Source organism: Acinetobacter sp. ANC 3832 (assembly GCF_002135415.1).
Lineage (GTDB): Bacteria > Pseudomonadota > Gammaproteobacteria > Pseudomonadales > Moraxellaceae > Acinetobacter.
Genome location: NZ_NEGJ01000001.1, coordinates 168,715 through 191,695, shown reverse-complemented (window position 1 = coordinate 191,695; position 22,981 = coordinate 168,715). Strand labels below are relative to the sequence as shown.

At 37.5% G+C, this 22,981-nt stretch carries 24 protein-coding genes; 18 read left to right on the top strand and 6 right to left on the bottom strand.

The window, feature by feature from the left end; translation table 11 throughout:
* The first annotated feature begins 61 nt into the window (after positions 1 to 61).
* The 5 genes from B9T35_RS00910 (at position 62) to B9T35_RS00890 (ending at position 4,658) form a co-directional block, all read left to right on the top strand.
* Positions 62 to 1,960 (top strand): lytic transglycosylase domain-containing protein, encoded by a 1,899-nt coding sequence (locus B9T35_RS00910; protein ID WP_086189525.1) that lies wholly within the window; start codon positions 62 to 64, stop codon positions 1,958 to 1,960.
* Between the two features lie 44 nt (positions 1,961 to 2,004).
* Positions 2,005 to 2,667, top strand: a complete 663-nt coding sequence (locus B9T35_RS00905) for a ribonuclease T2 family protein (RefSeq protein ID WP_086189258.1) — start codon at positions 2,005 to 2,007, stop codon at positions 2,665 to 2,667.
* Positions 2,668 to 2,837: 170 nt separating this feature from the next.
* A complete protein-coding gene (locus B9T35_RS00900) occupies positions 2,838 to 3,824 on the top strand; it encodes a malate dehydrogenase (RefSeq protein ID WP_086189257.1) in 987 nt (328 codons plus the stop codon).
* Between the two features lie 178 nt (positions 3,825 to 4,002).
* A complete protein-coding gene (locus tag B9T35_RS00895) occupies positions 4,003 to 4,254 on the top strand; it encodes a DUF2789 family protein (protein ID WP_086189256.1) in 252 nt (83 codons plus the stop codon).
* Positions 4,255 to 4,400: 146 nt separating this feature from the next.
* Positions 4,401 to 4,658, top strand: coding sequence for a DUF2789 family protein (locus B9T35_RS00890; RefSeq protein ID WP_086189255.1), 258 nt, complete (start codon positions 4,401 to 4,403; stop codon positions 4,656 to 4,658).
* Positions 4,659 to 4,957: 299 nt separating this feature from the next.
* Here B9T35_RS00890 and B9T35_RS00885 read toward each other — a convergent pair whose 3' ends face one another.
* From B9T35_RS00885 to B9T35_RS00875, 3 genes are all read right to left on the bottom strand, one after another.
* On the bottom strand, positions 4,958 to 5,524 hold the full coding sequence (locus tag B9T35_RS00885) for a hypothetical protein (RefSeq protein ID WP_086189254.1): 567 nt from the start codon (positions 5,522 to 5,524) through the stop codon (positions 4,958 to 4,960).
* Between the two features lie 98 nt (positions 5,525 to 5,622).
* Complete coding sequence (locus B9T35_RS00880; protein ID WP_086189253.1) at positions 5,623 to 6,726, bottom strand: glycosyltransferase family 4 protein; 1,104 nt, start codon at positions 6,724 to 6,726, stop codon at positions 5,623 to 5,625.
* A 48-nt stretch (positions 6,727 to 6,774) separates the two neighbouring features.
* Positions 6,775 to 7,710 carry a lauroyl acyltransferase gene (locus tag B9T35_RS00875; RefSeq protein WP_086189252.1) on the bottom strand — a complete coding sequence of 312 codons (936 nt, stop codon included), beginning with the start codon at positions 7,708 to 7,710 and terminating at the stop codon, positions 6,775 to 6,777.
* Positions 7,711 to 7,873: 163 nt separating this feature from the next.
* Between B9T35_RS00875 and B9T35_RS00870 the strand changes: the two genes are divergently transcribed.
* Positions 7,874 to 8,866, top strand: coding sequence for an acyltransferase family protein (locus B9T35_RS00870; RefSeq protein WP_086189251.1), 993 nt, complete (start codon positions 7,874 to 7,876; stop codon positions 8,864 to 8,866).
* Between the two features lie 69 nt (positions 8,867 to 8,935).
* Here the strand turns inward: B9T35_RS00870 and B9T35_RS00865 are convergent, their stop codons facing one another.
* Positions 8,936 to 9,121, bottom strand: a complete 186-nt coding sequence (locus B9T35_RS00865) for a hypothetical protein (RefSeq protein WP_086189250.1) — start codon at positions 9,119 to 9,121, stop codon at positions 8,936 to 8,938.
* Between the two features lie 415 nt (positions 9,122 to 9,536).
* On the opposite strand from B9T35_RS00865, the gene B9T35_RS00860 reads away from it, so the two are divergent.
* From B9T35_RS00860 to B9T35_RS00820, 9 genes are all read left to right on the top strand, one after another.
* Positions 9,537 to 10,412 (top strand): urease accessory protein UreD, encoded by an 876-nt coding sequence (locus tag B9T35_RS00860; protein ID WP_086189249.1) that lies wholly within the window; start codon positions 9,537 to 9,539, stop codon positions 10,410 to 10,412.
* 93 nt (positions 10,413 to 10,505) lie between these two features.
* Complete coding sequence (gene ureA, locus B9T35_RS00855) at positions 10,506 to 10,808, top strand: urease subunit gamma (RefSeq protein ID WP_086189248.1); 303 nt, start codon at positions 10,506 to 10,508, stop codon at positions 10,806 to 10,808.
* A gap of 9 nt (positions 10,809 to 10,817) precedes the next feature.
* Positions 10,818 to 11,168 (top strand): urease subunit beta, encoded by a 351-nt coding sequence (locus B9T35_RS00850; protein WP_086189247.1) that lies wholly within the window; start codon positions 10,818 to 10,820, stop codon positions 11,166 to 11,168.
* Between the two features lie 5 nt (positions 11,169 to 11,173).
* Positions 11,174 to 12,874 carry an urease subunit alpha gene (ureC, locus tag B9T35_RS00845; protein WP_086189246.1) on the top strand — a complete coding sequence of 567 codons (1,701 nt, stop codon included), beginning with the start codon at positions 11,174 to 11,176 and terminating at the stop codon, positions 12,872 to 12,874.
* 54 nt (positions 12,875 to 12,928) lie between these two features.
* Positions 12,929 to 14,020, top strand: a complete 1,092-nt coding sequence (locus tag B9T35_RS18595) for a DUF2207 domain-containing protein (protein ID WP_139841993.1) — start codon at positions 12,929 to 12,931, stop codon at positions 14,018 to 14,020.
* Positions 14,021 to 14,135: 115 nt separating this feature from the next.
* A complete protein-coding gene (gene ureE / locus B9T35_RS00835; protein WP_086189245.1) occupies positions 14,136 to 14,630 on the top strand; it encodes an urease accessory protein UreE in 495 nt (164 codons plus the stop codon).
* The gene (locus B9T35_RS00830; protein ID WP_086189244.1) at positions 14,617 to 15,282 is read left to right on the top strand and encodes an urease accessory protein UreF; all 666 of its coding nucleotides are present in this window, start codon (positions 14,617 to 14,619) and stop codon (positions 15,280 to 15,282) included. Before ureE ends, B9T35_RS00830 begins: the two co-directional genes overlap by 14 nt.
* Positions 15,283 to 15,317: 35 nt before the next feature.
* Positions 15,318 to 15,932, top strand: coding sequence for an urease accessory protein UreG (ureG, locus tag B9T35_RS00825; protein ID WP_086189243.1), 615 nt, complete (start codon positions 15,318 to 15,320; stop codon positions 15,930 to 15,932).
* A 10-nt stretch (positions 15,933 to 15,942) separates the two neighbouring features.
* Entirely contained in the window at positions 15,943 to 16,515 is a 573-nt protein-coding gene (locus tag B9T35_RS00820; protein WP_086189242.1) for a HupE/UreJ family protein, read from the top strand.
* Positions 16,516 to 16,896: 381 nt separating this feature from the next.
* Here B9T35_RS00820 and B9T35_RS00815 read toward each other — a convergent pair whose 3' ends face one another.
* Both B9T35_RS00815 and B9T35_RS00810 read right to left on the bottom strand, forming a co-directional pair.
* Positions 16,897 to 18,507 (bottom strand): purine-cytosine permease family protein, encoded by a 1,611-nt coding sequence (locus tag B9T35_RS00815; protein WP_086189241.1) that lies wholly within the window; start codon positions 18,505 to 18,507, stop codon positions 16,897 to 16,899.
* Between the two features lie 337 nt (positions 18,508 to 18,844).
* On the bottom strand, positions 18,845 to 20,740 hold the full coding sequence (locus B9T35_RS00810; protein WP_086189240.1) for an ATP-binding cassette domain-containing protein: 1,896 nt from the start codon (positions 20,738 to 20,740) through the stop codon (positions 18,845 to 18,847).
* 38 nt (positions 20,741 to 20,778) lie between these two features.
* Here B9T35_RS00810 and B9T35_RS00805 point away from each other — a divergent pair, with 38 nt between their 5' ends.
* The 3 genes from B9T35_RS00805 to B9T35_RS00795 all read left to right on the top strand — a co-directional run bounded on the left by B9T35_RS00805 (position 20,779) and on the right by B9T35_RS00795 (position 22,969).
* Positions 20,779 to 21,024 (top strand): SlyX family protein, encoded by a 246-nt coding sequence (locus tag B9T35_RS00805; protein ID WP_086189239.1) that lies wholly within the window; start codon positions 20,779 to 20,781, stop codon positions 21,022 to 21,024.
* A gap of 193 nt (positions 21,025 to 21,217) precedes the next feature.
* A complete protein-coding gene (locus B9T35_RS00800; protein ID WP_086189238.1) occupies positions 21,218 to 22,234 on the top strand; it encodes a hypothetical protein in 1,017 nt (338 codons plus the stop codon).
* Positions 22,235 to 22,519: 285 nt separating this feature from the next.
* Positions 22,520 to 22,969 (top strand): ammonium transporter, encoded by a 450-nt coding sequence (locus B9T35_RS00795; protein ID WP_086189237.1) that lies wholly within the window; start codon positions 22,520 to 22,522, stop codon positions 22,967 to 22,969.
* Positions 22,970 to 22,981: the final 12 nt, after the last annotated feature.

Below are 22,981 nucleotides of genomic sequence, written 5' to 3'. Positions count from 1 at the left end.
AAAAATAGTGTTAAAGCAACAATTGAATCAAAAAAAATTAAAAAGTTATGTCTTAGGATTTATGGCATGCGCTGGTTTGCAAATTTCTCACGCGGCTGAAGAACAGTTTAATGATGCTTTGCGTGTGGCAAATAGTCCAACACAACTCGATCAATACCAATTTGCTATGCAAAATGATGCACTGGGTTATTATCCTGAATATTGGAAATTGAATAGTAATCTCGGTTTTCAATCCTCTAGTGCAATTACCAGTTTTGCTCAACGTTATCCTCAATCTGCAATGGCTGAAAAGTTATCTGCCGATTATGTTGAAGAAAAAGTCAAACAAGCAGACTTTATTAATGCACAACCTGTTTTGCCCTTTGTTAGTAATCCTGACCAAGCTGAAAGCTGTGCGGTGGCACAAGTTCGTGCCAAAACAGGGGATCAATTGGTTTTTGCAGAATATAAAGATGTGTGGTTGGCGACCAACTCTCAACCTGATTCGTGCACTGGATTAGGACGCATGATGTTGTCTAGTCCTTTAATGACAACACAAGACCGTCAACAACGACTCTATGCACAATTACGCGCAGGGCAGTCAGGTTATGCGATTGCAACTGCTCAAAGCATGGGAATTGATTTATCCTTAGCGCAACTCAATCAAATCCAAGCCAATCCTTTAAATTATTTGTGGAGTGCGCCAAAAAACAATGTGCAAGATTATGCTTATCTTGCTTTTGCACTTGGGCGAGCTGCAGATACCGATTTAACCTCTGCTTTACAGTCTGTGCCTAAGCTAGTGCAAGGTGTACCAGCGGATGTACAAAAATATATTTACCGTACCGTGGGATATATTGGTGGTACGACAGTAATGAAAAATAATTTTAACCGTGAAGTTTTAAACAGTTTTGATGCCAGTTATGGTGTGCCATTTAGTGCAGAAGAAGCGGATGTTTATGCACGTCAAGCGATTCGTTTTGGCAGTTGGGAAAGTGTGATTCGTGCGATAGACAGCATGAGCGTAACGCAAAAACAGGAAGATCGTTGGCAATATTGGTTGGCGCGTGCTTCAGAGCAACGTGCGGATGCCCAATCTAAAAAAACTGCACAAGAAATTTTTAGTCGTTTAGCTATGTCGGGTGATGATTATCATAACCTTTTGGCAAAAGATCATATTGGGCAACGCTATAATACGGCTCCTGCAAACGAGCAACCATCTGATAGTGATTTACAACGACTGAATCAAGATATTCATTTTCGCCGTGCATTTGCCTTACGCAATATTAATGCACCTGCAAATTATACCAATAGAGAATGGAACTGGGCTGTTCGTCAAGCATACTTAAAGCATGATGATGGCTTGCTTCTTGCTGCAGCAAAACGTGCAACAGATATGGGATGGTATGATCGCGCAATTTATGCGGCAGATCGTACAGAGAAAAAGCATAATGATACTTATCGTTATGCAACACCTCATCAGGCAACGGTTGTGAACCATAGTCGTAATGTCGGTATTGATCCTGCATGGGCTTATGGTTTGATGCGCCAAGAAAGCCGATTCGTTAGTGCGGCTCGTTCACATGTCGGTGCAGGTGGTTTAATGCAGATTATGCCAAACACCGCTAAATTAGTGGCCCGTCAAATGGGTGAAACCTATAATCCTGCTGCGTTAACAGATACCAATACCAATATTCGTTATGGTACGTATTATTTGTCGATGATTCAGAATCAATTGAGTAGCAATCCTGTATTGGCAACAGCAGGATACAATGCGGGGCCAAATCGTGCGAAACGTTGGCAGCCTGATTATCAGTCTTTGGCTGCAGATCAATATACGGAATCTATTCCTTTAAATGAAACCCGTGATTACGTGAAAAATGTGATGACCAATGCGGTGCACTATGGAATTTTGTTGGGGCAGGGCGCTCAAAAAATTGAAAGCCGTATGCCAATCATTCCAACACGTAGTGTTCAATAGCATGTTGGTTTTTAAATTTAATCTTTCATTTAGTGCCTAAAGTAATGAAGTACAGCATATACCGAAGTTTGAAAAAGAAATGCTTAGCGTGGATCTTGATCTGCGCAGGATGGTCTTTTTTTAATATTCAGGTCAATGCTGCGACACCACAAGTACAAGGCTATGTGATGCAGGTGCAAATGACACCTGCAGCCTGTGCTTTAGATGGCAATAAACAGAAAAAAAGGAAATGCCTAGAGGGGTATTCACTAACCATTACTGGATTGTCACCTGAAACCAATAGTAAGGACTGTACAACCAATTCTTCAGCAGCATTATCACCGTTACAAGCGAAAGTTGTGGCGCGGATCATGCCTGAAGAAAGTGCAAGAATTCAGCTATGGAAAAATATAGGCGGTTGTATTCCAATGAATGCCAGTCAATATTTTAGAATGGTGATTAATTTTGCTGAAAAGTTAAAAATTCCTGCAGATTTAGCAAGTTCTGAAAATAAAACAGTTCAATACAATAATTTAAGATCACAGTTTTTAAGATTGAACCCAAGCATGCCAAGTAATGGGATACATTTTACTTGTCAAAGTTTGAAATCTAACCCCGTTTTGACTGAAATTGAAATTTGCTACAAAGTGAATGGGCAATATAAAGAATGTTCGAGTCATGTTGTATCTAACTGCCCAAATTCTTTCTTAATCAAAGGTGCTTACTAAGCTTTTTTGATACATTTTATTTATATTTCCTATCATACTTTTGTTGAAATTGGGTCTCTTTCACATGCATCTACGAAAAGATTGGAGTACAATCTTTGGCGTTTATGATGATTAGATTAAATGGACTAACTATTTAATCGCATTGAATATCCTCAATTGGAGATAATTAGATGAAGCAAGCCGTTCGTGTTGCCGTTACTGGCGCTGCAGGTCAAATTGGTTATAGCTTACTGTTTCGTATCGCAAGTGGCGAAATGCTAGGTAAAGATCAACCAGTTATTTTGCAGTTGTTAGAAGTTCCTTTTGAGAAGCCACAAGCTGCGCTTAAAGGCGTAATGATGGAGCTTGAAGACTGTGCATTCCCTCTTTTAGAAGGCATGATCGGTACTGATAATCCAGATGTTGCATTTAAAGATGCGGATTACTGTTTACTTGTAGGTTCTCGTCCACGTGGTCCTGGTATGGAACGTGCTGAGCTTTTACAAGAAAATGCAAAAATCTTTACTGTTCAAGGTAAATCAATTAACGACCACGCAAGCCGTGACGTTAAAGTTCTTGTTGTAGGTAACCCTGCAAATACGAATGCTTACATTGCTATGAAATCTGCACCTGATTTAAATCCTGGTCAGTTCACTGCTATGTTACGTCTTGACCATAACCGTGCGCTTAGCCAAATTGCGGCTAAAACAGGTAAAGCAGTTAAAGATATCAAGAAACTGACTGTTTGGGGTAACCACTCTCCAACAATGTATGCTGATTATCGTTTTGCGACAATCAATGGCGAAAGCGTTAAAGACATGATTAACGACCAAGAATGGAATGCAAATGTATTCCTTCCTACTGTTGGTAAACGTGGCGCTGCAATCATTGAAGCACGTGGTCTTTCTTCTGCTGCTTCTGCTGCGAATGCTGCAATCGACCATATGCGCGATTGGGCTCTTGGCACAAACGGCGAATGGGTAACAATGGGTATTCCTTCTGACGGTTCTTATGGTATTCCAGAAGGCGTGATGTATGGTGTTCCAGTGACTTGTGCAAATGGTCAATACACACGTGTTGAAGGCTTAGAAATTGATGCATTCAGCCGCGAACGTATGGATGCTACACTTGAAGAATTAGAAGGCGAACGTGCTGCTGTTGCTCACTTGTTCAACTAATTTTTAAAAGCTTGGTTTTTTAGACTAAGTTTTTAGAAAAGCACCCCTTTTGGGGTGCTTTTTTTATTGCATTTAAAAAGTCACACAAACATAACAAGAAGATGCCAAGTGTTAGCTGAAATTTTTAACAAAGCACGATAGTTTGAATCAATACAATAAATAACATGAGGATAAAGATATGTTTGATGAACAACCGACGCTGAAATTACTTTTTGATCAACTGGGTCTAGCTTCAGATGATGCTTCAATTGACCATTTTGTTGAAACTCATCAATTACCAAAAGATCTTATGATGCATGAAGAAAATTTTTGGACAGATTCACAACGTGAGTTTCTTCGTAGCCATTGGCAAAAAGATGATAATTGGTCATTAGTAATTGATAACTTAAATGAATTAATGAGTCAGGATCAACAAAAGAATTCGCATTAATGAACTATTTTAAGATCGGATTTATATAGGGTGAAATTTAAATACAAATTGAAACAACTGATTTGTGTTTAATGCTATCTTTCCGTGAAGATATCTTATAAGTTAATTACATAAAGAATGACAAATTAACTTATAAGGAGCGTGCTATGCTCAGGACGAACAAACCATCCTTAGAATTATTGTTTTCACAATTGGGGCTTCCACACAGTCCAGCAGCGATAGAACTTTATGTGCGCACACATCAACTACCAGCACAACAATCACTACATGATGCGCCGTTTTGGAATAGATCACAGCGCGACTTTTTAATTAGCCATTTAGTACAAGATGATGATTGGGCGATTTGGATTGATGAATTAAACCAACAGCTTCATTTAGATGCTTATAAATTACAAGCAGTGTAATGCGATATTTGATTTGAAATTAGAATTTTTTATTCACATGGAGGAGGAATTTTTTGCTTAACTTAAAACACTTTTACTCTTTTCATATTGAATCGAACCTTAGGTTAAATTGAAAGGTTCTACTGATAAAAAGAGTATGTACAGAAATAAAGTAAGAAGGGAGAAATTGATTGTTATTAAGTTTTTTAATCTAAATTTTATTTAGTTATTGATTGATGTAATTGAACATAAATTCACTTCTCATATATTCCAAGCGAGCTTTATAAGGTTCGCTTGGAATTTTCATTTGTGCTTGAGTATTATTTTGAATATTGCGTATTCAATGCATCTAATTCTATTGCTATTTTTTGTTGTATTGCTATAGAGCGTTGCGTTAATTGCTTAAACTCTTCATTCGGTACAGTCATGTTAAAGTCTGATTTCATGGATAAATCAAATAATTTATTCGCTGTCATTAAATTATCAATCATCTGCGTACGAATGTTTTGAACTTCTTGGCTTTTTAAATTCAGCCCCATCATTTGCTGTTGAACTTCAGCTTGAGTGTCATGACTTTTTACTAAGATTTGTTTGATTTTATCAGGTGCATTTTTTGCTTTAGAAGCTTCATCTCTTAATTCTATCGCTTTTGTATTTGAATGATTGATGATCAGATTTAATTGGATCAAATCAGCCTTAATGTCAGTTGCATTTGCAGAAGACAGTTCATTGGCTTTCGCTTTCCAGTTGCCTTGTGCAGTATTGTTTGTTGTCGTCTCAGTTGTTTTTGCTGAGTTCGTAGACGTATTTTTCTTATCGCTACAAGCGGTTGTTGTTAAAATAAGAGTCGCCAAAGGCACTAAAAATAGCTTATTCATTATATTCATTCAAAGCCTCAAAAATTAACAGAAAATGCTCAACTAAAATTTAGTCCAGCATCTCAGTATAATTTCTTCGGTTTAAAGAAAAATTGAATTTTGTAAGGTTAAAGCTTGGTAACTTGTTTATATAAGGCAAGGGTCTGATCACACATGTCTTTTAAGCTAAACATCGTTACAGGAGTAACAGATTGAGGCGTTTCAATATGCTGTTTGATGACGCTTAATAGGATAGTTTTGTCATCAACATCAATCAAACCTTGTGGATAGAGATGAGATAAAATTTCTGCCACACCACCTCGATTCCATCCAATTACAGGTGTACCCACAGATAAAGCTTCTAATGCGGTGCGCCCAAATGTCTCTGCTTGATTGGATAGCGAAAGAACAATATCACTAAAAGCGAGCCATTCACGAATATCTGAACGGTGTCCAACAAAGGTGATTTTTTCTCTTAAACTTTTAGATTGAATGGTCTTTTCTAACTCATCTAGATACGCTGCTTTTTTCTGATCAGCACCACCAACAACAACGGCATGCACATTTGGATATTGATGCTGTAATTGTTCAATTAATTCAATGAGTGTTTCATGACCTTTTAAGCGTGTAATACGACCTGGTAAGCAAATTAAAAATTTATTTTCAAGTTGAGGGAAATCAACAAAAGTTTGATTAATCCACTGAGCAGAGGGTTGATAACCATGTGGAAAGGCTTTTGAATCAATTCCACGATAGATACGAACAATATCTTCAGGCGGGCAATTTTTATAATGGTCAGTAATATATTTCACAACGCTATTTGATACGGCAATGACTTTTTCTGCTTGGGTCATAATCGCACTATAACGATTAATTGAATAAAAACCATGTACGGTACTGATCAGATGCGGACGCTGATCTGTTCGAATACCTTTTAAAGCAAAATGGGTCAGCCAAGCAGGAACGCGTGAACGCACATGTACGATATCAGGTTGATGTTGCTCAATCAGTTTACGTAAAGGGCGAATTTGCCAAAGACTTGATAAAGATTTTTTATGAATGGCTAAGCTTAAATGTGTTGTACCTTCAGCCTCTAACTCAGGGACTAAACGCCCCCCATTTGATACAACAATAGATTCGTGACCATCGGCAATTAAAGCTTTGGCAATTTCTAAAGTACCACGTTCAACACCACCACTATTTAGTTCAGGAAGGAGTTGCATAACTTTCATAAGAGAGTTCCTTAATAAGCGTGTTGAAAACGTGAGAGAAAAAGAAAATTAATAAATCTGTTCATACCCATCAGGGCGAGTTTTAAAACGACGATGGAACCACATGTATTGTGTAGGAGCAATTCGAAGCTGATTTTCAATGATTTTATTCACTCGAATTGCATCTTCTACTTCATCATCACTCGGCAAGTTTTCAACGATAGGTTCAAGCAAAACATGATATTGAGGGTTTTTAATATCACCATCTCGATAAAAATATAAAGGAACTGCAACCGCTTTTGAAATTTTTAATAAACGACGATGTGCTGTGACTGTTGCGGCAGGTGTTCCAAAAAATGGTGCCATAACACCTTGTTTTAAACCGTAATCTTGATCAGGGCTATACCAAATTGCATCACCTTGTTTGAGCTGTCGAATTAAACCACGCATATTGTCATGGTCAATTTGATGATCATAAATCGTGGAGCGACAACGATAAATAAGCATGTCTAACAAAGGATTGTTTTGTGGGCGATAAACCACATCAAGCTTAAAATATTTTGCACAAAGATAACCACCAGCATCTAAAAGTGTACTGTGTGTACCTAAAAGTAATACGCCATTTCCCTTTGCTTGTGCACTGGTCAAATTTTCAAGACCTTCAATGCTGACCCGATCTTTAAACCATTTTGGCGAATACCATGCATTTAATGTTTCAAAAAATCCAATCATCATGTCGATGAAGACTTGGCGAGCATTTTCTTGAACTTGCTCTGCTGTCCATTCAGGAAAACATATTTCTAAGTTGCGAATAGTCGTTTTACGACGGGATTTGAGCCGTTTGAAAGCTAAATGACCAATAAACGTAGCAAGGCGATATTGAATTGCCCAAGGTAGAATCGCAAGCAGCATCAAAAAGACAATAGCAATCCAAATTCCCCAATATTGAGGGAGTAAAAAACGCCATTGAAATTCACCGGGTTTGTATTGATGCTCTTTGTTCATACCTGTGAGGAGTATTTATGGGGAAATTGAGCAAAGTGTAACATGAAGAGAAATCGAAGTATAAATGGGTATTCACGGGATAGAACAGTAAGTTGAAAATTAGTCTATTTATTTGATTCGATCAAATTTAAAATACTGAATAGATCAGAAAGGATAGAACTAGATGAGAGATCAATATTTAGATAGTAGTAAGGCGATTCTCATCTTTTTAGTGGTATGGGGGCATTTTTTAGAGCGCTTCATTGGCTGGGGAGAGCCTACCAGTCATACACTTTTGGGAGTGATTTACTTTATTCATATGCCAGCATTTATTTTTATTTCAGGTTTACTTTTTAAAGATAAAAACTGGTTCAAAAATATTATATTTTTCCTCTCTTTATATTTGCCTTTTCAATTTTTATTTCCTGCTTTTGATGCTTTATGGACAGGAAAGTTTAACTTTAATTGGATCAATTGGTTCGAACGACCTTATTGGGTTTTATGGTATTTAATGGGCATGATGGTATGGACACTTTTTACATATTTTCTTAAAAAAATGCCTTTACCTGTGCTAGCTTCGTTGGCATTGGCTTTATTTGTTGGATTAAGTCCTTGGAATAATTATCAATATTCAATAGGCCGTATTTTTGTATTCTTACCTTTTTTTGTGATTGGTCATATGTATGGCAAGATCATTCTTCAGAGCATTCAAGATTTTAAATTTTCCACTATTATTGGATTATTCGTTCTTCTTGGCATAGTTGCATTGGTCTATACAACACATCTTAATCAATACTGGTTGTATGGCAGTTTAAGTTATAGGCAACTAAAAGTGAGTGTGATGGATGGAACGCTTATTCGAGCAGGGTGTTTACTTGTTTCAAGCTTAGGTGTTTGTGCTATTTTTTCATTGTCAAAATTAATCAAATCACATTTTATTCAATTGGGGGCACATACTTTACCTGTCTATTTATTACATGGTTTTGTTGTCATCTTTCTTTCTCATTATTTAAAACTAAATTTTAATATTGGGTTGAAAATTTTCATTTGTTTGCTATTGGCTCTGCTGACATGTTGGGTATTACAGCAGGTTATGTTTGATCGACTACTGCGCTATTTATCACTTTGGCTTATGAAACCTACTGAAAAGCTGTGGCATAAAAAAATCACATCTTGATTAGATGTGGTGAAAACAGATTGGTTTTATTGAGTTAACTCATATTATTTGGAAACCATAGTTTTTGCTTTAGTCGGTTTTACTTTTTTCAATTTTTGCTGTGACTTTCATTTTGTCAGTATGAGCTTGTGCAATTTTATGTTGATCTGTCGCAACATGAGTCGTGGCATGTTTCGCTGGTGTTACTGCCATTGCAGAACTTGCAAAGACTGCTATAGTGAATGAAATTAATAAAACTGATGTTAATTTATTCATGGTGCTTCTCTCATTGATCGAGGTCGATTCCATAATTTTATATTCGATCATTTCTATGGAAACATCATGGAGTTAATGTTGATAATAATAGTAATAGTGCTCAGAAATACGAGATAATGATGAGAGTATGCTAAGAAACTGGGTTTTTAAAAGATTTTTAAGAATAACGATAACTATGAATATTTATTAATTTTTTTGATACCGACATCTGTTCTATTTTTCATTTCATGAAATTCCCCCCCTTTTAATCATTCATATTTTCTAACAGTTCAGGCTGTCAGTTGTACATTATGAATTCAGGATTTAACTGGGAAATTTTGATAAAAAACAAGTATTCGCCCTTTATAAAATTAGCTTGATAAAAATTGGTGCATTTCTTGCTAGTTCTATATGAACTTGATAAATAAAGTTGCCCATGAAGCAAAATTTGGAGATAAAGAATAGTACAAATGCATCATATTGGTATGCAAAACTCGAATTGGGTTTTAAAGCAGATGGCTATCGCACCATTTTGCATCATCGAAAGCATTTTGGACCTGTTCGGGTGCAAAAAATGCTATGGCCTGAAAAAACAGGCATATGTCATGCCATTATTGTGCATCCGCCTGCTGGTATCGCGGGTGGAGATCACTTAACTTTTGATATTAAAGTAGAACAACAAGCCCATGCTTTAGTCACGACTCCAGGTGCAGGTAAGTGGTATAAAACCAATAAAAAACAGGCTTTCCAACATATTTTTATTCAAGTTGAAGAGCAAGCCATTTTTGAATGGCTACCCCAAGAAACGATGCTTTTTAATGGTGCAGTTGCATATTCTGAAATTAAGATTGAATTGGCTGAAACAGCAAGTTTTATCGGTTGGGATATGTTGGTCTTAGGACGGCAAGCACGAGAAGAGAAATTTAACCAAGGTCTTTATCAAAACAAGTTTCAACTTTATCAAAATAAAAAACTATTGGTTGCAGATTGTTTGCATTTTAAGGGCAATGATCGTTGGTTAAGCTCATGTTTAGGAATGAATGGCAATGCTGTAATGGCAAGTTTTTGGGCCGTTCCTCCTGAAGAATATCGGTCAACTTTTTATTTAGATGAACACATCCATCGTATTCGTGAATTGATTATGCGTATGAATATTCCCGTGACGTTAACTGTACTCGATTATGTCGTGAGCGCCCGCTATTTAGGCAATGATGTACGGCAATGCCATGATGTATTTGCTGGAATTAGAGCCTGTCTACGACGTTATTGGTTTGATTTAGATGAAGAGTTTCCTCGTATTTGGCGAACTTAAATTTCTGTTTTTAATGTGATTGATCGAGAAGACGTCAGGTTTGAACTTTGCATAATTTTTGCATTTATTCATAGATAAAATAAGGGTAACAATATGGAACTTAATCCGACAGAAAAAGACAAAATGTTGATCTTTACAGCAGGTCTGGTCGCGGAACGCCGTAAAGCACGAGGTTTAAAGCTTAATTACCCAGAAGCCATTGCCTTTATTTCAGCAGCTCTTTTAGAGGGCGCGCGCGATGGCATGACTGTGAGTGATTTAATGCATTACGGCACAACATTGCTAGGGCGTGATGATGTTATGGATGGCATTGCCGAAATGATTTCTGAAGTCCAAGTCGAAGCGACATTTCCAGATGGTTCGAAATTGGTCACGGTACATCAACCGATTGTATAGGAGCATGCCATGATTCCGGGTGAAGTGATCACGAAAGAAGGTGATCTTGAATTCAATGTGGGACGTGAGTCCGTTAAAATTCGGGTAGATAATCTGGGTGATCGTCCAGTTCAGATCGGTTCACACTTTCATTTTTATGAAGCCAATGATGCTTTACAGTTCGATCGTGAGAAGGCAAAAGGCTTTCGTCTTAATATTGCTGCAGGAACGGCGATTCGTTTTGAACCTGGGCAGGGTCGTAATATTGAATTGGTGGCTTTGGTGGGTAAGCGAGAAGTTTATGGATTTGCAGGTCGAGTCATGGGGAAACTAGATAGTGTTGAATCAGAATCTGCTGAATCGGAAAAGAATAAAGGATAAAAATTATGAAAATGTCACGCCGTGCCTATGCTGAAATGTTTGGTCCTACAGTCGGTGATCGAGTTCGTTTAGCAGATACAGAACTTTTTATACAAGTCGAACAAGACCTCACCACCTATGGCGAAGAAGTCAAATTTGGTGGGGGTAAAGTCATCCGCGATGGTATGGGGCAATCGCAACTGCTAGCCGAAGATGTTGCAGATACCGTGATTACCAATGCGTTAATTGTAGATTGGTGGGGCATCATTAAAGCCGATGTGGGTTTGAAAAATGGACGCATCTGGAAAATTGGCAAAGCAGGAAATCCTGATATTCAGCCCAATATCACCATTCCATTGGGTGCTGCAACTGAAGTAATTGCAGGCGAAGGGCAAATTTTAACTGCGGGTGGGATTGATACGCATATCCATTGGATTTGTCCGCAACAAGTTGAAACGGCACTGATGTCAGGGACAACCACCATGATTGGCGGTGGAACAGGGCCTGCGGCAGGCACATCTGCAACCACAGTCACACCCGGGCCATGGCATATTGCCACCATGCTACAAGCCATTGATGATTTACCCATGAATATTGGTTTATTAGGCAAAGGTAATTTAAGTTTACCTGACCCGATTCGTGAGCAAATTGAAGCTGGTGTGGTGGGTTTAAAGCTGCATGAAGATTGGGGTTCAACCCCTGCTGCCATTGATAATTGCCTGACCGTTGCTGATGAATATGATGTGCAAGTGGCCATTCATACCGATACGCTTAATGAAAGTGGTTTTTTAGAAGAAACTTTGGCGGCATTTAAAAATCGTACCATTCACACCTATCACACTGAAGGTGCAGGCGGTGGTCATGCGCCTGATATTTTAAAAGCTATTGGTCAGCCGAATGTGTTGCCATCGTCGACCAATCCAACTCGTCCGTATACGGTCAATACCATTGATGAACATTTAGACATGTTGATGGTCTGTCACCATTTAGACCCTGCGATTGCAGAGGATGTGGCATTTGCCGAAAGTCGGATTCGCCGTGAAACCATTGCAGCAGAAGATATTTTGCAGGATTTAGGTGCAATTGCGATGATGTCATCCGATTCCCAAGCGATGGGGCGAGTCGGTGAGGTGATTATTCGCACATGGCAAACCGCACATAAAATGAAAGTGCAACGGGGTTCACTCGAGGGGGATAATGCCGAGCATGATAACAATCGGGTCAAACGTTATATTGCCAAATATACGATTAACCCTGCCATTACGCATGGTTTAAGCCATGAAGTGGGTTCGGTGGAAGAAGGGAAATTGGCAGATTTAGTGTTGTGGAAGCCCGCATTTTTTGGGGTAAAGCCATCCATGATTATTAAAGGGGGAATGATTGCTGCTGCGCCGATGGGTGATATAAATGCATCAATTCCAACACCTCAGCCTGTGCATTATCGTCCGATGTTTGGCGCACATGCCCGTGGTGTACATAACACCTGTATTACTTTTTTATCGCAGGTCGCCATAGACAGTGGTGTACATGAAAAATTGGGTTTGAATAAACTTATCTCTGCGGTCAAAAATACCCGTAATATTTCTAAAGCGGATATGAAGCTGAATAGCTATTGTCCTGTGATGGAGGTTGATCCTGAAATTTATGAAGTTCGTGCCGATGGTGTACATTTGACCTGTGAGCCTGCGGAAGTCTTACCGATGGCGCAACGTTACTTCTTGTTTTAAAAATAAAACTATAGAAAAATTCCATTTTTAGTTCCCATAATAATTGAGATAAATATGGAGTTTTCATTTGAATCAACAGCATTCAAAAAATCTTGGGTAGAGTTTGTTCAGTGCATTGCAATTAAATCCGAAAAAGACATAATTTCTTCACAAGTAGATCCACATCCTTTATTAAAAATAATATTTAATTTTAATTTACAACAATTTGAAAAATGTATTTATAGTAGAAGTTTACCTGTTTTGAATTTAGAGCAAGCAATAAATAAAGCTGTTGAAAAATTATCATTAAACAGAGATGAAACATTAGATTTAAATGTCGAAATTCTACTCTTAACTGAAATATTAGGAATACTTTTTAATTTTTGTCAGGAATATCGTTTTCTCAATTTTGAACAAAATTCTAAGATTGAACAGTTTGTTTGGCTTCTTACAACCAGTCATATATTTTATACTAATACATTGTTTTATCATGGTGTTAATGTATTACCCTTCGATTTAATTAAACAAAAATATTACGATTCAGAGCTGCAGAAAGTTGATGAAATAAAAGAACAAGTAGATATATATATTAAATATGTAGAAGATTGGGAAATGCTTTTTGATCAGAAGCAAAAACTAGTTTCCGATTTAGAAAAACGCCTTGATAGTAGTAAACAAACTTATGATTTTGTCCTACTAAATAAGGGATTTAAGCAAATTTATGATCAAAAAATAGAGGATTTAAAAAGTCCAAAAAGTAACTTTAAGTGGTTTTTGGGAGCTATTTTAGCAATTCCTATTCTTGAAATTATTTTCTTTGGCATTCTAATCGTACTAGAGGTCGTTATTAATCCGATTACTATTTGGTATGTATTAATTCCCTCTATTTCTCTAATTCTATTCTTATTTTATTTCTATCGAATTAATTTACAAGAAGTACGATCTATTAAGTCGCAGATGATGCAACTTGAACTGCGTATGGCACTTTGTCAATTTATTCATAATTATGCGGATGATTCAGAAAAGCTACATAAAAAGAATCAGGCAGGATTTGAGAAATTTGAGAACATCATATTTTCTCCAATTGTCGCATCAGATGACAATATTCCAACTACATTTGATGGCGTAGAGCAATTAGCAAAAATATTTGAAGTATTCAAAAAATAGATGCACCAATAAAATCCATTATTGGCATGAAAAATGCTTACTTTTGATGCGTTACTTCAATGACCTATAAAATAGATAAGTTCAGTTTATCGGTTACCGCAACAAAAGGATAAGTATGAAAATCTACACCCAACGCCTCGAAAATATTGAAGATCAGCAAAATGTTGAAAGCATCGAACTGACGTTTGACAGGCGTCAAAAAAGTCGTTTTCGAGCTACGTTAAATTCAGGCATCGACATTGGTACCGATTTGCCAAGAACAGGGATTTTACGCAGCGGTTCATATATTGCCACAGAGCAAGGCGATATTTTACGTATAGATGCCAAAGCTGAACGGGTGATGAAAGTGAGTGCAAACAATGATTTTGATTTGCTCAAAGCGGCTTATCATTTGGGCAATCGTCATGTGCCACTGATGTTGACACCAACCGCACTTTATTTTGAACCTGATCATGTTCTTGCTGAAATGGTGAAAGGTTTGGGTTTAACTGTCTCTGAAACAGATCATCCATTTGAACCCGAAAGTGGTGCTTATGCACAACATGGATCAGCAAACCATGATCATCGACTCAGCCCAATTAAAGCGATTCACGGTCATGCCCATCACTAATGCAGCACATCTACTTAAGCTATTAACACTTTCATCTACAGCATTACCAGTGGGGGCATATTGTTATTCGCAAGGCGTAGAGAGTGCGATAGAGATTGGCATGATTCATGATGAACACTCTAGTATTTGCTATTTTGAAGAAGTATTAGAAATGTTGTTGGTACGTTTTGAATTGCCTATTTTGAAACGTTTAATGCAATTTTATGACGATGATGAGCAATTTTACTATTGGGCAAATATGTATAGAGCAAGTCGGGAAAGTAAAGAGCTTTTGGCAGAGTCAAAACAACTGGCTTTTTCGCTGAATGCATGGATTCGAGATGTACTTAAAATACCTGTCATCGTGCATAAACAATTTGGTTTTGTGCCTGTATATGCACAATTATGTGGTCGCTTAAGTTTAAATACTGCGGATGTACTCACGGCATACGCATTTACAGTATTAGAAAATCAAGTATTAGGCGCGGTTAAAACAGTACCTCTTGGGCAGATGAGTGGACAGCGTATTTTATGGCACTTGCATCAACAAATTCCGCAAGCGATAGAGAAAGCACTACAGCTTGAAGATGCTGAAATCAGCAGCAGTTTGCCACAATACGCCATGTTAAGTATGCAACATGAAACACAATATTCCCGATTGTTTAGGTCGTAAATCTAATTGAAATGATGATGTGAAAAGGATAAAAAATGTCAGAACGTAGCCCTTTAAGAGTTGGAATTGGTGGTCCAGTTGGATCAGGAAAAACAGCACTCACCTTAAATTTATGTCGTGCATTACGTGATAAATACAATATGGCCGTAGTGACCAACGATATTTATACCAAAGAAGACTCTAATTTTTTAACACGTAATGAAGCGATGTCACCTGATCGTATTGTGGGTGTGGAAACGGGGGGATGTCCACATACGGCTATTCGTGAAGATGCTTCGATTAATCTAGCTGCAATTGATGATTTATGTGAAAAATTTGCAGGTCTAGAACTCATTATTATTGAAAGTGGTGGAGATAATTTAGCGGCAACCTTTAGCCCAGAATTATCTGATTTAACCCTTTATGTGATTGATGTTGCAGGTGGTGAAAAAATTCCACGTAAAGGTGGGCCGGGGATTACCAAGTCAGATTTGCTGATCATCAATAAAACAGATCTAGCTCCGATGGTCGGTGCTAATTTGAATGTGATGGATCAGGATGCTAAGCGTATGCGTGGCGAAAAACCCTTTATTTTTTCTAATATGAAAACTGAAGATGGTGTAGCAGAAATTATTTCATTTATCGAAAAACAAGGTTTATTTAAAGCCTAAGGGATGCGTTATGACAAAGATTATTCAAAAAATGGGGCTGATAAGTTTGGCATTTTTGCCTGTTATGGCTATGGCCCATCCTGGACATGATCAAACACATACAGGCTTTATGGCTGGATTTATTCATCCCTTTACGGGTCTTGACCATATGATGATGGCACTTGCATTGGGCGTTCTTCTGAGCTCTGTTGCAAAGCAATGGAAAGCAGTTGGTTTTATTGCAATAGCAACAGCATTGATGGTTGGGTTTGTTATTGGTGCACAGCATTTCATTCCAGAGCAATATGCTGAATATGGCATCGTCTTGTCATTACTTGTCGTTGCGACTGCGTTATGGAAAAAATCAACACACATCTTACCGATCGCAACAGCAATGTTGGTTACTTTTCATGGTGTCGCACATGGTGCAGAGCTTGGACATTCAGGACACGTCGCAACATTAATCTTGGGTATGACTGCTGCAATGTCGATGATTTATTTTATCGGGCTTGCATTAGGGGCTTTTATAAAAAAATATGTGCCTCATGGTCAAAAGATTGTTGCTTCGATTGCGGCAATTGTTGCAGTTATTGGTTTGGTATAAGTCATTATTCCAGAGTTTTAATAATGTGAATTTTAAAATAGTCTGATACGTGTATGAGACTATTTTTTTGTTTTGAGTATTGATGTTGAAGATTGGTAATGTGTAATCATTTTGTTTGAAACAATGATGCAATATTTTGATTCAAGACATTAAGATCTCTCCCTCAGTATGAACAGGTTCTTTATTTTGTCGTGTTAATACAAGATTTAAATGTTTGATATAAAAGCATTATTTAAAGATGAATAGATCAAATGATATGCATACTGGTATTTGATTTTTGAATCCACGTATAAAAAAAAGCTCCATGTAGGAGCTTTAAATTTTATGATGCCTTGATGATAATTGTGATCTATTTTTATTTATTCCTCTATCGCATTCTTCTTATTTTTCAAGAGTTTTGCATAATGAACAGATTACGCCACTATGTTGGTGTGAGTACATCACATCAGGACGCTCATAATCTTGATCGCAAGATACGCAATGATAAACCGTTGCAACGGGTGTACCTTCTGCATCATATCGAGGCTCTTTAATACCATCGTTATCTTTCTTAATATAATATTTTCCTTTGGTTATGATGCCCATTACAGGTGTAAGAACAAAAGCAACGGTGAGTGCTATTAATGGTGAATAAGCAGCCGCGAAGCTACCAAAGAGTCCAAAAAATGCAGCAATTGAAAGCCCTGCCGCAGCGATGAAAGACACCATGCCGACTGGATTAATGTCGTATAACATCTCACGACGATACTCAGGTTCTTTCGGTGAAAGTTTTAAGACATATTTATTGATGGCGATATCTGTTGCAACAACGACAACCCATGCGATAGCAAAATTTGAATAAAATCCTAAAATTTTCCCAAGCATTGCAAACATATTGCCTTCCATAAGGGCAAGTGCGATTGCGAGGTTAACGATGACAAAAACAATTCGTCCTGGGTAATGCTTACTGATACGAGTATAGGCACTTGTCCAAGCCAGTGAGCCTGAATAAGCATTGGTGACATTAATTTTAATTTGTGAAATAACAACAAGAATAACGGCTAAACTTAACGCAATCCACCCTGGCAACATGTCATGAAATGCAGCATTGAACTGTTGTACAGGTTCTGTTGTATTCACACCTGGAATTTTGGTCAGTAAATAGAAACCGAGAAATGCCCCAATAATTTGCTTAATTGCACCTAAAATGACCCAACCTGGACCTGCAGAGATAACTGCAATCCACCATGATTTATTATTTTCTTTTGTTTTTGCAGGCATAAAGCGCAAATAATCTATTTGCTCACCAATTTGCATGATTAAAGATAAACATACACCCGCACCCAGCATGATGGCAGCCATATCAAAAGGCTTGAATCCTTCATTACCACTGAAAGAACTAAATTGACCCACTAAATTAGGTTCTTGATGAATTAAATATGCAACAGGTGCAACCATGAGGATTAACCACACTGGAGTTGTCCAAACCTGTAATTTACTTAAGGCTTTCATACCGTAGATCACCAATGGAATAACCATAATGGTTGAAATAAGATAACCGGCCCAAAGAGGTATACCTAAGCCAAGTAATAACCCCTGAGCCATGATAGAACCTTCAAGTGCGAAAAAAATGAAGGTAAAACTGGCAAAAATAATACTGGTTAAAACTGAGCCGAAATAACCGAAGCCCGCACCACGAGTAATTAAATCTAAATCAATATTATAACGTGCTGCATAATAGGAAACAGGTATGCCTGTGAGAAAGATAACAATAGCTGCGAATAGAATAGCTAAAATAGCATTTGTTGTGCCATACGCCATGCCAATACTTGCACCAATAGAAAAGTCAGCCAAATAAGCAATTCCACCAAGGGCAGTAATGGCAACGACTCTTGGACTCCAACGTCTAAAACTATGCGGTGCATAACGTAAAGTGTAGTCTTCTAGCGTTTCATTTGCTGCAGTAGATGATACTTTATCTTCTAGAGTATCTGTGGTGGATGAGTTATGCATAACAAACATTCCTTTTTTTATTTGTGTTTGTATTGCAGGTAGCAAGATGAGTGCCAAATTTTATTTATCGCTATTAATTTCTTCTAATAACATGATTTTATTTCATAAAAATTTTAATATTGATTTGCATCATCTATTTGAATGGTCAATTTAGAAAATGATACACAGAGGAAATAAATAGACATGATGCCAACTTTAAACTCATTGTGCCCTTAAATAGGGAGCTTTAATGCAGTATTTACTCATGATTTTACTTTAGTGTGGTAATAGCTCAGAGCAAATAAAAAACTCCGTACGAATACGGAGTTTTTTATTAAAACAGACAAATGTTTAGGAATTAGCCTTTGGTCATTGCTTCTAAAGCTTCCCAACGTTCCATTTTTTCAAGTAACTGATCATCAATTTCTGTTAAACGTGCTGAAAGTTTCATGGCTGTATCTGAGTCAGATACAAACAATGAACCATCTGCAAGTTTGGCATTAATATCGGCTTGTTCTTTTTCAAGCGTTTCCATTTCAGCAGGCAATTGTTCTAATGCACGCTGATCTTTATAGCTCAACTTTACTTTTTTAGGTGCAGCAGCGGCTTCAGCTTTTGCTATGGCTTTTTTAACATCACCTTTTTGACCCACAGCAGTTTGATCAGGACGTTGTTCTAAGTAGTCCTGATAACCACCGATGTACTCATCAATATGACCTTTACCATCAAAGACCCAAGTTGATGTCACGACATTATCCATAAATGCACGGTCATGTGAGATTAAAAGTAATGTACCTGTGTAACCACCTAACATTTCCTCTAATAGCTCTAACGTCACCATATCCAAGTCATTGGTTGGCTCATCCATCACAATGAGATTCGATGGTTTAAGCAATAATTTTGCCAAGAGAATACGGTTACGCTCACCACCAGACAATGCTTTTACAGGTGTACGCGCTCGTTCAGGTGAGAACAAGAAATCTTGAAGATAGCTGTAAATATGGCGACGACCACCATTGACATCAACAAAGTCAGAACCTTCAGAAATATTATCTTTGACTGATTTTTCGAGATCAAGCGCATTACGTAATTGGTCGAAATAAGCCACTTCAAGCTGTGTACCTGTTTTCACAGAACCGCTATGTTCAAGCTCACCTAGAATAGCTTTTACAAGTGTGGTTTTACCGACACCGTTATCGCCCACTAAACCAATACGGTCGCCACGAAGTACCAATGCAGAGAAATCTTTGATAATTGGCTCTTGGTCGCCAAAGGCAACACTGAGGTTTTCGATATCGAAGACCAATTTACCTGAACGATTGGCATCTTGCGTTGCCATGCTGACTTTGCCTTGCTGTGAACGACGTGCTTTTGATTCTTCACGTAAATCTTTCAATGCACGAACACGACCTTCGTTACGCGTACGACGTGCTTTAATGCCCTGACGAATCCAGACCTCTTCTTCAGCTAATTTTTTATCAAACAACGCATTTTGCTTTTCTTCCGCTTCCATCTGCATCGCTTTTAATTCAAGGTAACGTGAATAGTTACCTTCATAGCTACGCAAAGTACCACGGTCTAATTCAACAATACGTGTCGCAATGCTGTCCACAAATGAACGGTCATGTGAAATAAACAGTAAGGTAAGGTTGTTTTGATCCAATAAGAATTTTTCTAACCATTCAATACTTTCAACATCCAAATGGTTCGTCGGTTCGTCAAGTAACAGTACATCTGGTTGAGTCAACAAAGCGCGTGCTAAAAGTACACGACGTTTACGACCACCCGATAAATCTGCTAAATCAGCATCAGGATCTAACCCCATTTTGCTGAGAATAGAATTTACTTTAGTTTCAAGTGCCCAGCCATCAAGTTGATCAAGCTTGTGCTGTAGCTCACCCATGCGATCACAGGCTTCCATATCACCTAATACACATGCATCACTAGCTTCATGGTATTCTCTAAGCACTTGAGCAGCTTCTCCTGCGCCATCAGCGACGATGTCTGCAACTTTGCCAGAGTCCATTGGAACATCCTGAGCAAGCATAGAGATGGTAATGCCATTTTGTAACGCAACCTCACCGCGATCAGGCAGTAAGCTTCCTTCAATTAGCTTGAGTAAAGTAGACTTACCTTCACCGTTACGGCCAATTAGACAGACTCGTTCGCCACGTTCTAAATTGAAGTTTGCGCCATCGAGCAGGGAAGGTCCGCCAAACGCGAGTTGGACATCCCTTAATGTAATATAGGCCATAGTATAGTGTTTCCTGAAATCCCAAATGAGGACTTAAAATGACTAAACAAAAAAATCTTAATGATCAGGCGTCATTTTCCGCACCCATAGAAGATTTGCAAGTCCGAATTGCATTTTTAGATGATTTAGTTGAACAATTAAATGAGCAAGTTGCACGTCAAAATGCTGAACTGGTTGATTTAAAGAAACAAATGCAGTTTTTATACCAAAGAATAGAATCTTCAGATTTATCTGACGGAATTGCTTCTTTTGACCCAATGTCTGATCGCCCACCACATTATTGATCAATCATTCATACCTTTTGAATAAATATTGAATGTGTTGGATTTGATTTAAAGCGTTGTTTTGAATTTTTTCAACGAAAAGGATGTGATTCTGCCAATAAAATGTTTACATCTATTTGTTGATTTTATTTGACCTTTTTCATAAAGCTCGTTGTAATGCATCCTTTTCAATTCAAGTACCTTCATTTTGACCATGAACAATAAAGTCGTTTTACTCGATCTTGAAAATAATATGCCATCAGCAAAAATGTTGCGGGATATTATTGAACATTATCCAGCGCTCTATCTGTTTAATTGCGAAGGGCAATTTGAATATTCACTTGAAGATTTAACTGAATTGGCAAGTTGGATCAGCAGTGGAAACTTAATTATTTTAGATACTCCGACGGCAATTGAAAAAGAATTTGAATATGCCGTGATTGTCGGGCAACTTTTAGCTTTACTTGAACCTGATACCCATATTGAAGTTATCTCTGCAATGCAGAGTAGTGACATGTTGGTACAAATGCTCACTAGTTCTGAGTTAAATTGCAGCTTAATCCAAATTCAGAAAGATAGTACTGAACAGGATTCAAAGCATAAAATTCCAACTTTAGAAACCATTAAAGAAAAGCCGTATTTACAAATGGTTAAAAAGTACTGTGATGTTTTAGGGCAAATGACAGGTAAGCCGAATACGGTGGTCAAGCTTAGAAACTCCGTTGCGAATATTTTGCAAGTTGTTCCTGAAAAAGCACAGCATTTGGTTGGAATGTTAATCAATTTAAAAATTGTAAAACGTTATGATGAAAAAGTGGCATTCCGTAAAAAAGTATTAAAACAATGGATTCAGTTAAACTTAGAATCAAAGCATTCAGAACCGTTTGAGGCTAGTGAATCAAAACTTGAGCAGATTGATTCAATTCTGTCGAAATTACGTGAAGATGCTCAAGATGTCGTGATGGATCCAGAGCAAGGATCAGTTCAAGATATTCAAAAATCATTGTTTAAGAATTTTGAAAAAATTGACCCTGTACAAATGGAAGTCATCCATAGATTAAATGCTTTAAAAACAGATAAACCTAAAGATATTTATGAGTTGCGTGATTTACTAGAAGAGATGTTTCCAAAATCAGATGTACGTTTACTCTTAAAAGAACTCATCGAAAAAGGCTATATTTATTGGAATGGGCATGCTGTTATTTATAGTCATGAAATGTTCTTAAATTAATTGAAACCTATTCTTTTAAAGAGCGTAATTAAGTCTCTATATAAATATTTCTATAGAGGCTTTTTTATTTACACTTTTTCAAGGTAAAAAATAGCATGGCTATATACTTTAGTTGGTTACAAAAAACATGTGTACTGATTTTATAAAAGGAACAAATCGTTTCATGAAAAAGAATTTAAGTATCATTTTGTAGGAAAAAAAGCATATTCCGCATCAATCTGCATTTTCATCTTGCGTTTTATATTCAGCTTATGCAACTCTAATATAGGAATAAAAAGGTGAACTATGGAACATACTGGTGTTTGGGTTGCGGTAATTATTGTGATTTTTGTACTTGGCTCAATTTTTGGCTTACGTGTAAGTCCAAGAGAAAAAGCATTGGGGCTAATGCGTGAAAAAGCACGAAAAATGAGTTTGCACCCACGATTAATCGCTGCACCAGATTGGACAAAGATCCCAATGGCAACAGAAGATCGTGCCAGTATGGTGGCTTATTATAGTGTCTTGATTCCAGAAGCTCGTCTTCCTTTAATGCGTGCAAGAGTGGAAGATCAAAAACTCATTCTGGTTCAGGGTGATGAGAAATTTAAAGATTTTCCCATTGCATTAAAAGGGATTTATGCTATTGATATGCAGGCAAACTGTGTGGGGCTTTATTGGGATGAAGAATCCGATTTAAGAGCAACCCAGCTTGACGATATGAAAGCATTTTTACTCTCTTTAGCTAAAATTTAATTTTTTATATTA

What these genes read in the sequence shown, in the direction of transcription:
- B9T35_RS00795 (WP_086189237.1), top strand. Translation starts at nt 22,520, where the DNA reads ATGGAACATACTGGTGTTTGGGTTGCGGTAATTATTGTGATTTTTGTA.
- B9T35_RS00815 (WP_086189241.1), bottom strand. Translation starts at nt 18,507, where the DNA reads ATGCATAACTCATCCACCACAGATACTCTAGAAGATAAAGTATCATCT.
- B9T35_RS00860 (WP_086189249.1), top strand. Translation starts at nt 9,537, where the DNA reads ATGAAGCAAAATTTGGAGATAAAGAATAGTACAAATGCATCATATTGG.
- B9T35_RS00870 (WP_086189251.1), top strand. Translation starts at nt 7,874, where the DNA reads ATGAGAGATCAATATTTAGATAGTAGTAAGGCGATTCTCATCTTTTTA.
- ureC (WP_086189246.1), top strand. Translation starts at nt 11,174, where the DNA reads ATGAAAATGTCACGCCGTGCCTATGCTGAAATGTTTGGTCCTACAGTC.
- B9T35_RS00895 (WP_086189256.1), top strand. Translation starts at nt 4,003, where the DNA reads ATGTTTGATGAACAACCGACGCTGAAATTACTTTTTGATCAACTGGGT.
- B9T35_RS00885 (WP_086189254.1), bottom strand. Translation starts at nt 5,524, where the DNA reads ATGAATATAATGAATAAGCTATTTTTAGTGCCTTTGGCGACTCTTATT.
- B9T35_RS00850 (WP_086189247.1), top strand. Translation starts at nt 10,818, where the DNA reads ATGATTCCGGGTGAAGTGATCACGAAAGAAGGTGATCTTGAATTCAAT.
- ureG (WP_086189243.1), top strand. Translation starts at nt 15,318, where the DNA reads ATGTCAGAACGTAGCCCTTTAAGAGTTGGAATTGGTGGTCCAGTTGGA.
- ureE (WP_086189245.1), top strand. Translation starts at nt 14,136, where the DNA reads ATGAAAATCTACACCCAACGCCTCGAAAATATTGAAGATCAGCAAAAT.
- B9T35_RS00830 (WP_086189244.1), top strand. Translation starts at nt 14,617, where the DNA reads ATGCCCATCACTAATGCAGCACATCTACTTAAGCTATTAACACTTTCA.
- B9T35_RS18595 (WP_139841993.1), top strand. Translation starts at nt 12,929, where the DNA reads ATGGAGTTTTCATTTGAATCAACAGCATTCAAAAAATCTTGGGTAGAG.
- B9T35_RS00910 (WP_086189525.1), top strand. Translation starts at nt 62, where the DNA reads ATGGCATGCGCTGGTTTGCAAATTTCTCACGCGGCTGAAGAACAGTTT.
- B9T35_RS00890 (WP_086189255.1), top strand. Translation starts at nt 4,401, where the DNA reads ATGCTCAGGACGAACAAACCATCCTTAGAATTATTGTTTTCACAATTG.
- B9T35_RS00865 (WP_086189250.1), bottom strand. Translation starts at nt 9,121, where the DNA reads ATGAATAAATTAACATCAGTTTTATTAATTTCATTCACTATAGCAGTC.
- ureA (WP_086189248.1), top strand. Translation starts at nt 10,506, where the DNA reads ATGGAACTTAATCCGACAGAAAAAGACAAAATGTTGATCTTTACAGCA.
- B9T35_RS00875 (WP_086189252.1), bottom strand. Translation starts at nt 7,710, where the DNA reads ATGAACAAAGAGCATCAATACAAACCCGGTGAATTTCAATGGCGTTTT.
- B9T35_RS00805 (WP_086189239.1), top strand. Translation starts at nt 20,779, where the DNA reads ATGACTAAACAAAAAAATCTTAATGATCAGGCGTCATTTTCCGCACCC.
- B9T35_RS00880 (WP_086189253.1), bottom strand. Translation starts at nt 6,726, where the DNA reads ATGAAAGTTATGCAACTCCTTCCTGAACTAAATAGTGGTGGTGTTGAA.
- B9T35_RS00800 (WP_086189238.1), top strand. Translation starts at nt 21,218, where the DNA reads ATGAACAATAAAGTCGTTTTACTCGATCTTGAAAATAATATGCCATCA.
- B9T35_RS00810 (WP_086189240.1), bottom strand. Translation starts at nt 20,740, where the DNA reads ATGGCCTATATTACATTAAGGGATGTCCAACTCGCGTTTGGCGGACCT.
- B9T35_RS00820 (WP_086189242.1), top strand. Translation starts at nt 15,943, where the DNA reads ATGACAAAGATTATTCAAAAAATGGGGCTGATAAGTTTGGCATTTTTG.
- B9T35_RS00905 (WP_086189258.1), top strand. Translation starts at nt 2,005, where the DNA reads ATGAAGTACAGCATATACCGAAGTTTGAAAAAGAAATGCTTAGCGTGG.
- B9T35_RS00900 (WP_086189257.1), top strand. Translation starts at nt 2,838, where the DNA reads ATGAAGCAAGCCGTTCGTGTTGCCGTTACTGGCGCTGCAGGTCAAATT.